General features: G+C 66.5%; 12 protein-coding genes. 3 read left to right on the top strand and 9 right to left on the bottom strand.

Annotation, left to right across the window (positions count from 1 at the left end):
* The first annotated feature begins 16 nt into the window (after positions 1 to 16).
* Together pdxA and rsmA are read left to right on the top strand one after the other, a co-directional pair.
* Positions 17 to 1,039, top strand: a complete 1,023-nt coding sequence (gene pdxA, locus AB4Y44_RS28280) for a 4-hydroxythreonine-4-phosphate dehydrogenase PdxA (protein ID WP_342921229.1) — start codon at positions 17 to 19, stop codon at positions 1,037 to 1,039.
* 15 nt (positions 1,040 to 1,054) lie between these two features.
* Positions 1,055 to 1,882 carry a 16S rRNA (adenine(1518)-N(6)/adenine(1519)-N(6))-dimethyltransferase RsmA gene (rsmA, locus tag AB4Y44_RS28285; RefSeq protein WP_342921228.1) on the top strand — a complete coding sequence of 276 codons (828 nt, stop codon included), beginning with the start codon at positions 1,055 to 1,057 and terminating at the stop codon, positions 1,880 to 1,882.
* Between the two features lie 42 nt (positions 1,883 to 1,924).
* Here rsmA and panE read toward each other — a convergent pair whose 3' ends face one another.
* Positions 1,925 to 2,875: a 2-dehydropantoate 2-reductase gene (panE, locus tag AB4Y44_RS28290; RefSeq protein WP_342921227.1), complete on the bottom strand. Its 951-nt coding sequence runs from the start codon at positions 2,873 to 2,875 to the stop codon at positions 1,925 to 1,927.
* A gap of 183 nt (positions 2,876 to 3,058) precedes the next feature.
* On the opposite strand from panE, the gene gloA reads away from it, so the two are divergent.
* On the top strand, positions 3,059 to 3,445 hold the full coding sequence (gloA, locus tag AB4Y44_RS28295) for a lactoylglutathione lyase (RefSeq protein ID WP_110855180.1): 387 nt from the start codon (positions 3,059 to 3,061) through the stop codon (positions 3,443 to 3,445).
* 108 nt (positions 3,446 to 3,553) lie between these two features.
* Here the strand turns inward: gloA and AB4Y44_RS28300 are convergent, their stop codons facing one another.
* The 8 genes from AB4Y44_RS28300 to AB4Y44_RS28335 form a co-directional block, all read right to left on the bottom strand.
* Positions 3,554 to 4,453 (bottom strand): SprT family zinc-dependent metalloprotease, encoded by a 900-nt coding sequence (locus AB4Y44_RS28300; protein WP_342921257.1) that lies wholly within the window; start codon positions 4,451 to 4,453, stop codon positions 3,554 to 3,556.
* Between the two features lie 169 nt (positions 4,454 to 4,622).
* Positions 4,623 to 5,384, bottom strand: coding sequence for a lysophospholipid acyltransferase family protein (locus tag AB4Y44_RS28305; RefSeq protein ID WP_342921226.1), 762 nt, complete (start codon positions 5,382 to 5,384; stop codon positions 4,623 to 4,625).
* A gap of 41 nt (positions 5,385 to 5,425) precedes the next feature.
* Positions 5,426 to 5,989 (bottom strand): D-glycero-beta-D-manno-heptose 1,7-bisphosphate 7-phosphatase, encoded by a 564-nt coding sequence (gene gmhB, locus AB4Y44_RS28310; RefSeq protein ID WP_342921225.1) that lies wholly within the window; start codon positions 5,987 to 5,989, stop codon positions 5,426 to 5,428.
* Positions 5,990 to 6,009: 20 nt separating this feature from the next.
* A complete protein-coding gene (gene glyS, locus AB4Y44_RS28315) occupies positions 6,010 to 8,109 on the bottom strand; it encodes a glycine--tRNA ligase subunit beta (RefSeq protein ID WP_368701458.1) in 2,100 nt (699 codons plus the stop codon).
* A gap of 16 nt (positions 8,110 to 8,125) precedes the next feature.
* Positions 8,126 to 9,133: a glycine--tRNA ligase subunit alpha gene (gene glyQ / locus AB4Y44_RS28320; RefSeq protein ID WP_342921223.1), complete on the bottom strand. Its 1,008-nt coding sequence runs from the start codon at positions 9,131 to 9,133 to the stop codon at positions 8,126 to 8,128.
* A gap of 250 nt (positions 9,134 to 9,383) precedes the next feature.
* Positions 9,384 to 11,072 carry an apolipoprotein N-acyltransferase gene (gene lnt / locus AB4Y44_RS28325; protein ID WP_368701459.1) on the bottom strand — a complete coding sequence of 563 codons (1,689 nt, stop codon included), beginning with the start codon at positions 11,070 to 11,072 and terminating at the stop codon, positions 9,384 to 9,386.
* Between the two features lie 198 nt (positions 11,073 to 11,270).
* On the bottom strand, positions 11,271 to 12,164 hold the full coding sequence (locus AB4Y44_RS28330; RefSeq protein ID WP_324155991.1) for an HlyC/CorC family transporter: 894 nt from the start codon (positions 12,162 to 12,164) through the stop codon (positions 11,271 to 11,273).
* A gap of 176 nt (positions 12,165 to 12,340) precedes the next feature.
* Positions 12,341 to 13,030: a gamma-glutamylcyclotransferase gene (locus AB4Y44_RS28335; protein ID WP_368701460.1), complete on the bottom strand. Its 690-nt coding sequence runs from the start codon at positions 13,028 to 13,030 to the stop codon at positions 12,341 to 12,343.
* Positions 13,031 to 13,033: the final 3 nt, after the last annotated feature.

Below are 13,033 nucleotides of genomic sequence, written 5' to 3' on the forward strand. Positions count from 1 at the left end.
ATCAAGGGATCGAGCCATGAACGCCTCCGCATCGTCGTCGCCGGCTCCGCGGAGGGCGGGGCCGATCCGCATTGCCATCACCACGGGTGAGCCGGCCGGCGTCGGCCCCGAGCTGACCGCCGCCGCGCTGGCGGGCGCCTCGGCGCACTGGCCCGACGCGCAGTTCGTCGTGCTCGGCGACAGTGCGCTGCTCGAAGCGCGCGCGCAGGCCGCGAGCGTCGACTGGGCCGCGTTGCTGGCAAACCAGCCGGTGCAGGTCGAGCATGTGGCGCTCGCCACGCCCGCCAGGCCCGGCAAGCTCGACGCCGCCAACGGCCGCTATGTGCTGGCGCTGCTCGACCGCGCCATCGACGGCGCACTGGCCGGCGAGTTCGACGCCATCGTCACCGCGCCGCTGCAAAAGAGCACCATCAACGACGCTGGCGTGCCGTTCACCGGCCACACCGAATACCTCGCCGAACGCACGCACACGCCGCGCGTGGTCATGATGCTGGCGGGCACCGGCGCGCGCCCGCTGCGCGTGGCGCTCGCCACGACGCATTTGCCGCTCAAAGACGTGTCGGCGGCGCTCACCGTCGAGGGGCTCGTCGAAACCCTTGGCATCATCGATCATGACCTGCGCCATCATTTCGGCGTGCCGCTGCCGCGCATCCTCGTGACCGGCCTCAACCCGCATGCGGGCGAGAATGGCTACCTGGGGCGCGAGGAAATCGACACGATTTCGCCGGCGCTGGCCGCCGCCGCTGCGCAAGGCATCGACGCGCGCGGCCCGTACCCCGCCGACACGCTGTTCCAGCCGCGCTACCTCAAGGACGCGGACTGCGTGCTGGCGATGTTCCACGACCAGGGCCTGCCGGTCCTGAAATACGCGACGTTCGGCGAAGGCATCAACGTCACGCTCGGCTTGCCGATCGTGCGCACCTCGGTCGATCATGGCACCGCGCTCGACCTCGCCGGCACTGGCCGCGCGGACGCGGGGAGCCTGATCGCCGCCCTCGACACCGCCGTTTCGATGGCGCGCCACCGGCGCGCCATCTGATTGATTCCAGAGAAGATGTCCAATAGCAGCAGACAGCACCAGGGCCACTTCGCGCGCAAGCGCTTCGGCCAGAACTTCCTCGTCGACACGGGCGTGATCGATTCGATCGTCGACGTCATCCGCCCGCAGCGCGGCGAGCGCATGGTCGAAATCGGGCCGGGTCTCGGCGCGCTCACCGAGCCGCTCATCGAACGGCTCGCCACGCCTGAATCGCCGCTGCACGCGGTCGAGCTGGACCGCGACCTGATCGCGCGCCTCACGAAGAAGTTCGGCCCGCTGCTCGAACTCCACGCGGGCGACGCGCTCGCGTTCGACTTCGGCGCGCTCGCGGCGCCGGGCGAGAAGCCCTCGCTGCGCATTGTCGGCAACCTGCCGTACAACATTTCGAGCCCGCTGCTGTTTCACCTCACCACGTTCGCCGGGCGCGTGATCGACCAGCACTTCATGCTGCAGAACGAAGTGGTCGAGCGCATGGTGGCGGAGCCGGGCAGCAAGGCGTTCGGCCGTCTCACGGTGATGCTCCAGTACCGCTATGTGATCGACAAGCTGATCGACGTGCCGCCCGAATCGTTCCAGCCGCCGCCCAAGGTGGATTCGGCGATCGTGCGCATGATTCCCTACGCGCCGCACGAACTGCCGAAGGTGAACGACGCCATGCTCGGCGAACTCGTGACGGCCGCCTTCTCACAGCGCCGCAAGATGCTGCGCAACACGCTCAGCGATTACCGCGAGCGCCTCGACTTCGACGCGCTGGGCTTCGACCTGGCGCGCCGCGCCGAGGAAGTGCCCGTCGAGGAGTATGTGAGCCTCGCGCAGGCGCTGGAAGGGGCTGGCGGCGCGTGATGTGCGCGTGGCGCGCCGCGTTGCCGGCGCGCTGCCTGTCGCTCAGGCCGCCTCGGCGCGCTGCGCCTCGTAGGCCTTGAGCTGGCTGTAGACGACGCGCAGCACCGAAAGCTCGCTCGACGCGTGCTGTGCCGCGCCGCCACGCTGGATCAGGTCGCCGAGCACGTGATCGGCCTCGATGCGCGAACCGTTCTGCACGTCGCGCAGCATCGAGGCGGTGAGCGACGAACCCTTGGCGAACAGCATCGCCCGCGAACGCTCGAGGAAGCTGTCGCGCACGGCGTGGCCGTGGCCGGCTGCGATCGCGCGGCATTCGGCGAACAGGCGCTCGATGATCGCGGCGCCGTCGGGCGTGGCGAGAATCACGCCAATGGGCGCACGGAAAAGACACGTGCTGCCCGCGAGCGACGCGAGGAACACCCACTTCTCCCACATCTCCTGAAGGATGTGATCGCTCGCCTTGACGTGAAAGCCGGCATTGCCGAACTGATCCGCCACGGCTTGCACGCGCGCCGAGACGCCGCCGCCGAGTTCGCCGAACGTGATGGCCTGCACGTCGTTCAGATGCACGATCTCGCGCTTGTCGTTGAGCGTGGACGCGATCAGGCAGACACCGCCCAGCACCGCCTGCGTACCGAAGCGCGCCTGCAGGACTTCGAGATGACGCATGCCGTTGAGCAGCGGCAGGATCAACGTGTTCGGGCCGACGGCTGCGGCGAACGAATCGATGGCATTGTCGAGGTCGTAGGCCTTGCAGCTCAGCAGTACGAGATCGAACGGCTGGCCGCCTTGCGACTCGAGCGCTTCGCGCGTGACGGTCTTGACGTCGCGCAGCGTCAGATCGCCCGCTGGACTGCGGATGACGAGCCCCGCTTCGCGCAGTTGCGCGGCGCGCGCCTCGCGTACCAGAAACGTCACGTCACGCCCCGCAGCGGCGAGCCGGCCGCCGAAATAGCCGCCCGTGGCACCCGCACCGACTACCAGAATTCGCATGTCTACTCCTTGATCCTTATGTTCGTTGCTTGCGCGTTTGCTTACGCCTGGCTGGCGAAATTGCCGCGGCAATTTCGGGATGGCGTCCATGCTAGAGCAAATCGGCGTATCTTGCCGGCGCCGGCAGGGCCGGCGTGTTTTTGGTACAGTCCGTTTTTTGACGACGGCAAAACGGAGTACACCATGCGCCTGCTGCACACGATGATCCGGGTCGGCGACCTCGATCGCTCGATCAAGTTCTATACCGAACTGCTCGGCATGAAACTGCTGCGCCGCGAAGACTACCCCGATGGCAAGTTCACGCTGGCCTTCGTCGGGTACACGGACGAGCGCGACGGCACCGTGATCGAACTGACGCATAACTGGGATACCGCTTCGTACGATCTTGGGACCGGCTTCGGCCATCTGGCGGTCGAGGTGGAGGATGCCTACGCTGCCTGCGCGAAGATCAAGGAACAGGGTGGGACCGTGGTGCGCGAAGCCGGCCCGATGAAGCATGGGACTACGGTGATCGCGTTCGTGACCGATCCGGATGGGTACAAGATCGAGTTCATTCAGCGGAAGAAGTAAGGACGTTGGTAGTACAGGCTGGCAATCCAGCCTGCTTCTTCAGTGAATTGCTTCGAACTGCGAATGAATTGAAATTCAACTTCAATTCGCGAACTCGCAATGGGGATATCACATCCCCGGCACCATCTCCGGCGGATGTTGCTTAAGCTGCTTCCTCGCCTCGCGAAATTCCGGAAAAATCGACTCCACCGTCTGCCAGAACCTCGGGCTGTGATTCATCTCGCGCAAATGCGCGAGCTCATGCGCCACCACGTAGTCAACAACGGAGAGCGGAAAATGAATCAGCCGCCAGTTCAAGCGAATCCTCCCTTCGCTTGAACAGCTGCCCCACCGCGTCGCCGCCGAAGAAAGCGCATAAGACCGGAACGAAACCCCAAGCTTCTCGGCATACACCTCGAGCCGCTCGCCAAAAATCCGCGTCGCTTCACCCTGCAGCCACCCAGTCACGCGGTCCTTGATCTGCTGCGCGTCGGCGTGAGGCGGCAGCGGCAAAGCAAGCACGCGCGTCTCGTGATCGAACGCGAGCAAAGAAGCCCCCAGCTTCACCGTAATCGGCTTGCCAAGAAAAGGCAGTTCAGCCCCGTCGCTCCATTCCACGCGCGGCAAGGCGCGCTGCTCCGTGCGCGTCTGCCATTCGGCGATCTTGGCGAAGATCCACCGCTGCTTCTCGGCGATAGCGGTTTCGATATCAGCGATTGTGACCCACCGGGGCGCCGTGATGCTGAGCCCGGTACCATCGATCACGAACCCGATCGACTTGCGCGACGAGCGCTTGAGCCGGTAGTGCAGCGTGCGCGCGCCGAGCACGACAGTACGCAGCCGCGTGCCATCGGGCGCAAGCGGTGCCTTGCCGGGCTTTTCGGGCGACAGCGGAGTTCCGGGCTGCGGTGTGAGAGTGGGGGAGGACGCATCAGGCGCCACAACAGGCGCCGGTTCAGCAAAGAGCGGCAAGTCGAGCTGCCGGTTGTCGAGTGCCGCGTTTGGGCGCGGCGTGGGGGACTTCTGCATCGTCAGGCCTGGTGCGGATGGGCGTGCGTGGCGTGGACGTGTGCCGTTCGCGGGGCGTTTGCGCGGGGCTGCTGGCGCCGTGTCGCGCGGCGCGCTAAGCCGTGCGGCGAGCAGCGCCCACATCCGCGCCACGACGCTTCGCGCGATGCGATTGAGCCCGCCCTGCGCCTCAAATCCGTGCCGCTTTCGCCGCTGCGCCATCCGTTTCGCGATATGCCTCAGGATCGATCCGCCGCATTTCCGTTTCGATCCACGTTTCCACGCGCGTGTTCACTTCGTCGGGCGTGAGTCCGGTCGTCTCGATCGGCTTGCCGATCGACACCGTGACTATACCCGGATATTTGATGAACGAGTTTCGGGGCCAGACGTGGCCCGCGTTGTGCGCGATCGGCACCACGGGCGCGCCCGTTTCGATGGCGAAGCGCGGGCCGCCGGTCTTGTACTTGCCCTGCTTGCCCACCGGGATGCGCGTGCCTTCGGGGAACATGATCACCCATGCGCCTTCGGCCATGCGCTGCTTGCCCTGGCGGATCACCGAGGTGAACGCGTTCTTGCCTTCCTTGCGGTTGATGTGAACCATCTTCAGCATGCCCAGCGCCCAGCCGAAGAACGGCACGAACAGCAGTTCGCGCTTGAACACGTAGCACAGCGGCCGCGGCATGAGCGCGGGGAACGCCAGCGTCTCCCATGCGGACTGGTGCTTCGCGAGCAGCACGGCCGGCCCGTTGGGCAGGTTTTCCATGCCTTCGATGCGGTAGCGAATGCCATTGAGGTGGCGCGCAACGAACAGCGTGGAGCGGCACCAGCCCACGGCCATCCAGTAGCGCCGCGTTGCGTTCAGGAACGGGAACGCGATAAAGCACGCCGTCGCGTACGGCATCGTGTAGACGATGAAGTAGATGAACAGCAGCAGGGAGCGGAGAAAGCGCATCGGTCGAGCCGGTTGAATGTTCGCGTGTGCCGCCTGCGCCTTTACGCAGGGACGTTCGCGAGAAAGTCGAGCGCGAAAGCGCGCAGGTCGTCGTGGATCAGCGTGCCTTCGGGCAAACCGCCCGCGGCGAGCGTCTTCTCGCCCTTGCCCGAACGCACCAGGTGCGTGCGAAAGCCGAGCGCCGCGCCCGCCTGCAGGTCGCGCAGCGAGTCGCCCACCACCGGGGTATCGGCCGGTTCGATCTCGAAGCGTTCCGCGATCATCTTGAGCATGCCCGGCTGCGGCTTGCGGCACTCGCAATGGTCCTGCGCCGTGTGCGGGCAGAAGAACACGGCGTCGATGCGACCGCCCACGGCCGCCGCCTGGCGGTGCATCTTCGCGTGCATGGCGTTGAGCGCGGCCATGTCGAACAGTCCGCGTCCGATGCCCGACTGGTTCGACGCCACCGCGACGCGATAGCCCGCCTGGTTCAGGCGCGCGATCGCTTCGAGGCTGCCGGGTATCGCGACCCATTCGTCCGGCGACTTGATGAACGCGTCGGAGTCGAGGTTGATCACGCCGTCGCGGTCGAGGATCACGAGTTTTCTGGTGGTGCTGGTCGGCATGGCGTTTCGCTCAGTTCCGCTTATGCAGCGAGCCGCGAGATGTCCGCGACGCTGTTCATCTGGCGATGCAGCGCCTTGAGCAGCGCGAGGCGGTTCGCCCGCAGCGCCGGGTCTTCGGCGTTGACCATCACGTCGTTGAAGAACGTGTCCACGGTCTCGCGCAGCGCCGCGAGCGCGGTGAGCGCGCCCGTGTACTCGCGTGCGGCGAGTTGCGTTTCCACGCGCGGCGCGACCTGTTCGAGCTGTGCGAAGAGCGCCTTCTCGGCGGATTCGACGAAAAGGCCGATCTGCACGCCGGCATCTTCCGCACCCTCGGACTTCTTGAGGATGTTCGAGATGCGCTTGTTGGCCGCCGCGAGCGAGGCCGCTTCCGCGAGCGCTGCGAATTCGCGCACTGCGTCGAGACGCGAGACGATGTCGTCGAAGCGCGTGGGGTTCAGCGCGAGCACCGCGTCCACTTCGGTGGCCGCGAAGCCGCGTTCGCGCAGCATGCCGCGCAGGCGGTCCATGCAGAACTCGTAGATGGCCTGGGTCGACTCCGTCACGGCCTCGACGCCGGCAAATTGCGCGGAGGTGGTGCGCAGCAGCTCGACGAGGTCGAGCGGCAACTGCTTCTCGACGAGAATACGCAGCACGCCCAGCGCGTGACGGCGCAGCGCGAACGGGTCCTTTTCGCCTGTCGGCGCGAGGCCGATGCCCCAGATGCCGACGAGCGTTTCCAGCTTGTCCGCGAGCGCGACGATCGTGCCCGTGGTGGTGGCGGGCAGGGCGTCCCCGGAGAAGCGCGGCTGGTAGTGCTCGGAGCACGCAATCGCCACTTCTTCGGGCTCGCCGTCGTGGCGCGCGTAGTAGGTGCCCATCGTGCCTTGCAGCTCGGGGAACTCGCCCACCATGTCGGTCAAAAGGTCGGCCTTCGCGAGGCGCGCGCCGCGTTCCGCGAGCGCGATGTCAGCGCTGCACATCAAGGCGATCCGGCCGGCGAGCGCTTCGAGGCGCTCCACGCGCTGCAGCTGCGAGCCGAGCTTGTTGTGATACACCACGTTCGCGAGCAGCGGTACACGGTCGGCGAGAGGCTTCTTCTTGTCCTGTTCGAAGAAGAACTTCGCGTCGGCCAGACGCGGGCGCACCACGCGCTCGTTGCCCTCGACGATCTCGTCGGGCGTTTGCGTCGCGATGTTCGAGACGATCAGGAAGCGCGAGCGCAGCCGCCCCTGGTCGTCGGTGAGCGCGAAGTACTTCTGGTTCGTCTGCATCGTGAGGATCAGGCATTCCTGCGGCACTTGCAGGAATTCGTCCTCGAACTTGCACGCGTACACGACCGGCCATTCGACGAGCGAATTCACTTCGTCGAGCAGCGACTCGGGCATGACGACCTTGTCGCTGCCAGCCTGTTCGATCAGTTGCGCGCGGATCGACTCGCGGCGATCGGCGTAGCTCGCGATCACGAAGCCCTTGTGCTGGAGCGTGTGCGCGTACTCGTCGGCGTGCTGGATGGCGATCAGGCCTTCGGAGAGGAAGCGGTGGCCGCGCGTGGTGTCGTCGGCGTCGACGCCGAATGCCGTGACCGGCACGATCTGGTCGCCGTGCAGCACCGTGAGGCGATGCACCGGACGCACGAACTGCACGTTGCTGCCGTCCGGACGCTGGTAGGTCATGACCTTCGGGATCGGCAGCTTGCCGAGCGCTTCGTCGAGCACGGCTTGCAGGCCGTCGGCGAGCGTGGCGCCCGGCGCCGAGTAGCGCAGGAAGAACGCTTCGTTCTTGCCGTCGCTCGCGCGCTCGAGGTCGCTCACGGGGAAATCGGGGAAGCCGAGCGCCGCGAGCTTCTTCGCGAGCGGCGCGGTGGGCTGGCCGTTGGCGTCGAGCGCGACCGAAACGGGCAGCACCTTTTCGCGCACCTGCTTTTCGGGCGCGACGCTGCGCACGTTCCTGATCGTGACGGCGAGGCGGCGCGGCGTCGCGTAACGTTCGAACGAGAGATCGCCTTCGATCAGGTCGCGCGCGGCGAGGCGCTGCGCGATGCCTTCGGCGAACGCGTCGCCCAGGCGCGCGAGGGCCTTCGGCGGCAGTTCCTCGGTCAGCAGTTCGACGAGGAGAGTGGCGTGATGAGCTTGCGTCATTGTTCTTGAGATCCGGTCATGCCTCGTCGAACTTGCGTTCGACCTTCAGCGGCGGCGCCCAGGCGGGCATCGCGGCGTCCTGTTCGTCGGTGGTGAGGCCTGGCACGCCGTGCACGGGGTTGCCGAGCATCGGGAAGCCGAGCTTTTCGCGCGACTCGTAGTACGACTGCGCCACGCTGCGCGACAGCGCGCGAATGCGGCCGATGTACGCTGCACGCTCCGTCACGGAGATCGCGCCGCGCGCGTCGAGCAGGTTGAACGTGTGGCCGGCCTTGAGCACGAGTTCGTAGGCGGGCAGCGCGAGCTGCAGATCGATCATGCGCTTCGCTTCGGCTTCGTACGCGTTGAAAAACGTGAACAGCAGGTCGACGTTCGCGTGCTCGAAGTTGTAGGTCGATTGCTCGACTTCGTTCTGATGGTAGACGTCGCCGTAGGTGAGGCGGCGCATTTCCGGGCCGTTCGGGCCTTGCTCTTCCCACTCGGTCCAGACGAGGTCGTAGACGTTCTCGACCTTCTGCAGATACATCGCGAGACGCTCGAGACCGTAGGTGATTTCGCCGAGCACCGGCTTGCAGTCGATGCCGCCCACCTGCTGGAAGTAGGTGAACTGCGTGACTTCCATGCCGTTGAGCCACACTTCCCAGCCGAGGCCCCAGGCGCCGAGCGTGGGGTTCTCCCAGTCGTCTTCGACGAAGCGCACGTCGTTCTGCTTCAGGTCGAAGCCGAGCGCCTCGAGCGAGCCGAGGTACAGGTCGAGAATGTTCTCCGGCGCGGGCTTGAGCACCACCTGGTACTGGTAGTAGTGCTGCAGACGGTTCGGGTTCTCGCCGTAGCGGCCGTCCTTCGGGCGGCGCGAAGGCTGCACGTAGGCCGCGCGCCACGGCTCGGGGCCGATTGCGCGCAGGAAGGTGTGGACGTGCGAGGTGCCGGCGCCGACTTCCATGTCGATCGGCTGGAGCAGTGCGCAGCCCTGCTTGTCCCAGTAAGACTGGAGCGTCAGGATGATTTGCTGAAACGTGAGCATGTGTGCCTGCAGTGTCTTTCGGGCTTTCGGGGGCGGAATGCGGCGGCCGGAGCCAGGCGAGCGCGCCGGCGGGGCGGCGATGCTCAGCCTTGCCCCTTCCCCTTGCGTGGCCCGGGCCGTGAGGCGGCCAGGTGCTAAAACGTCGAATTTTACCGGATTGCCGGAGCCTTGAGACCTGGACGGGGTTCGGGCGGCCGGCAGCGGTATGGTTGCGTCGTCGGCGCGAGGTTGCGTGTGCTTTGCGCGCGGCTTATTTTTCGTTCGCCGGCTTGCGCTCTTTCGCGCCCTTGAAGGCCGGTCCGAACGCGAAGCCGAGCGCCAGCAGCAGCAACGAAACGGCGATCACCGTATTGTTGCCGCTCGTCACGTAGGGCGTGAAGCCGCTCGTGCCTTCCACCTTCACGTCGAGCGAGCCCACCGTGAACGTTGGCAAACGCGCGATCACGCGGCCTTTCGCGTCGATGGCGGCGGTGGCGCCCGTATTGGTCGCGCGCAGCATCGGGCGGCCGGTTTCGAGCGAGCGCATGCGCGCGATCTGCAGGTGCTGGTCGAGCGCGATGGTGTCGCCGAACCACGCGAGGTTCGTCGAGTTGATCAGGATGCCCGGCGAGGTCGGGCTCTCGCGCACGGTGCGCGCGATTTCCTCGCCGAAGATGTCCTCGTAGCAGATGTTCACGGCCACGAGCTCACCGTGCACGCGGAAGGGCGGCTGCACGGGCGCCCCGCGCGCGAAGTCGCCGAGCGGGATGTTCATGAGATTGACGAACCAGCGGAAGCCCCAGGGCACGAATTCGCCGAACGGCACGAGGTGATGTTTGTCGTAGCGATAGAGTCCGTTCTGGCCCGGCGTGATGCCGAACAGGCTGTTGGTGTAGTCGATCACGCGCCCATCGGACGTGATCGTGCCGCCCACTGCGCCGAACAGGATGGCCGTGTTGGTGCCGTCGGCGAAGGCGCGGACATCGCGCCCGAACTTCTGGGGAATTTCCTGCACGAGCACCGGCACCGCGGTTTCGGGCGTGACGACGAGATCGGCGGGCTTTTCGGTAATCAGCTTCTGGAACTCGTTGAGCGCGTCGATCATGCCCTGCTCGGAGAACTTCATGTCCTGCTTGACGTTGCCTTGCAGCAGCCGCACGTTGAGTGGCGTGCCGGAGGGTTGCGTCCACGAGACGAGCGAGAGCAGCAGGCCGGCGGCGATCACGGCGAGAGCAAGCAGCGCCGGCGTCGCCACCGCACCGCGCCGGGGCGCCGCGCCGCGCCGCTTCACGTCGCTTGCACGCAAAACCGCCTGCGCGATGAGCGCCGCGACGAGCGCAAGCACCCAGCCCACGCCATACACGCCCACGATCGGCGCAAAACCGGCGAGCGGACCGTCCACTTGCGCGTAGCCGCTCGCAAGCCAGGGAAAGCCGGTGAACACATAGCCGCGCGCCCATTCGCCGAGCGCCCACGCGCTTGCGAACGCGAACGCGCCGTGCCACGTGGGCGAGAACGGCAATTCGCCGCTGCGTCCGTTCTTCGCGTGTCCCGCGCAAAACGACCAGACGAGTGCAGCGAGCGCCGGATACAGACCGAGGTAAAGCGAGAACAGCACGAGCGCGGCGCCCGCGAGCACCGCGGGCATGCCGCCGTAGAAGTGCATGCTCACGTAGAGCCACCAGACGCCGCTCACGAAGTTGCCGAAGCCGAACGCCCAGCCCGTGAAGAGCGCGCTCTTCCAGCCGGTGGTGCGCGTGAGCCAGACGTAGAACAGCGCAAAGATCGCAATGGCGAGCCAGCCGCCGTGCGGCGTGGGCGCGAACGACAGCGTGTTGAGCGCGCCCAGCGCGGCGGCAGCGAGATAGTGCCAGAAGGGCAGCGCGCGGCGCGCGGCGCCGTTGGTGGTTTCGTTCGCGCGCGTCTCGGTGTGCGTGCGGGTATCGATCGGTTCGGCCATGCGGTACGGTGGAATGCGATGGAAAGCGCGCTGAAAAGCGCGGGCGCGGATTGCGCGACGAGCGCAACGATAGCACTTTCGTGCGACGGTACCGGGATGGTCTCCTGGGGACGGATCGAAGCGTCGGCGCGCTCGAAGCAAAAACGCCAGCCCGAAGGCTGGCGTCGTTTGCGCGAGAGGCGGCGCGCTCGCGTTGCGTCAGGTGCCCGGCGGCTGCAGCGCAGCTTCGCGCTGGCCGGCCAGCGGGTCGCGCCGCACCAGCAGCATGTGAACCTGGCGCGCGTCGGCGCGCAGCACCTCGAAGATCAGGTCATCGATGCGCACCTTCTCCCCGCGATGCGGCACGTGCCCGAAGTGATTCGTGACGAAGCCGCCGATCGTATCGACTTCTTCATCCGGGTAATGGGTGCCGAACGCCTCGTTGAACTGCTCGATCTCGGTGAGCGCGCGCACGCGGAACCGCCCGTCGGGCGAGGCGATGATGTTGCCGCTTTCCTCGTCGAAGTCGTACTCGTCCTCGATGTCGCCGACGATCTGCTCCAGCACGTCCTCGATCGTGATGAGCCCGGCCACGCCGCCGTATTCGTCCACGACGATGGCGATGTGATTGCGGTTCTGGCGAAAGTCGTGCAGCAGCACGTTCAGGCGCTTGGACTCGGGGATGAACACGGCCGGGCGCAGCATACCGCGCACGTCGAATTCCTCTTCGGCGTAGTAGCGCAGCAGGTCTTTCGCGAGCAGCACGCCGATCACGTTGTCGCGGTTGCCGTCGTACACGGGGTAGCGCGAGTGCGCTTTCTCGAGCACGAACGGAATGAATTCGTCAGGACTTTCGGCGATGTTGATCGCGTCCATCTGGGCGCGAGGGATCATGATGTCGCGCGCGCAAAGCTCGGACACCTGGAACACGCCTTCGATCATCGAAAGCGAATCGGCGTCGATCAGGTTGCGCGCGTGCGCGTCCTGGAGGATTTCGAGAAGCTCGCTGCGCGAGTCGGGCTCGGGCGAGATGAAGTCGGTCAGCCGCTCGAGTAGGGAGCGCTTTTCCTGCGGTTTGTCGGTCTGGCGTCGACTGGGATAAGAGTCGTTCATGGTGGTGCGCCCTTTGCCGCTGGGGGCAGGGCGCGCTGTTGCGGAGGGTTAAGGATACAACATGCCTGTGGCGCGACCGTGTAATGCCACACGCAGGACACACACCGGCAGATCCATCCTAACGCAGATGTGGCGTGGCCGCCCGGTGGACGAAAAAGCGGCGCGTGAGTCCGGCCTCACGCGCAGCGCGCGAGCAGCCGCTCCAGCGCGCGGTCGCGCATGCCGCTCTCGCGCAGTGCATCCACGGTGCGGCGCACGTAGTCGAGCGTCGAGCCGTAGCGGCCCGACGCGCAGCCGAACACCGTGCGCACGGTGGCTTCGGAAAGCTTGCCGGTGTACGAGGCCACATCGCGCCGCATGACGAAGGCGAGCGCGTCGACGCGGCGGCCGTCTGCGAGCACGCAGGGCAGCCAGGCGGGGCGGTACGAGCCCATCGGCATCTCGCGGCGCCAGAGCGCTTCGAGGTGTGGCATCACGCCCTCGGCCGCAAGCCGGAACGCAACGCCCGCGCACGAGCCGCCGCGGTCGAGCGCGAGCACGAGGCCGGGCTGTTCGGGCGTGCCGCGGTTCACGCGCGACCACAGATACAGCCCGCGATGGTAGCCGTGCACGCGCGAACGCACGTTCTCGACGGTGGGCAGCCCCGGGTTCCAGATCAGCGAGCCATAGCCGAACAGCCAGATGTCGCTCGCGCTGTCCCAGCCTCGCGCTTTCAGCGTGCAGTCGAGCGAGGCGCGCAACTCGTCTTCGCTCAGGAGCCGCGACTCGCCGAGCGCCGGCGGGTAGCCGGGGAAGGGCACGCTCGCATCGCCCGCCTCGGGCAGTGCTGAGGGTTCGGCGAAATCGGGCGTGCGTTTGTCGTTCATGGC

It is taken from the genome of Paraburkholderia sp. BR10937, from assembly GCF_040965695.1.
Lineage (GTDB): Bacteria > Pseudomonadota > Gammaproteobacteria > Burkholderiales > Burkholderiaceae > Paraburkholderia.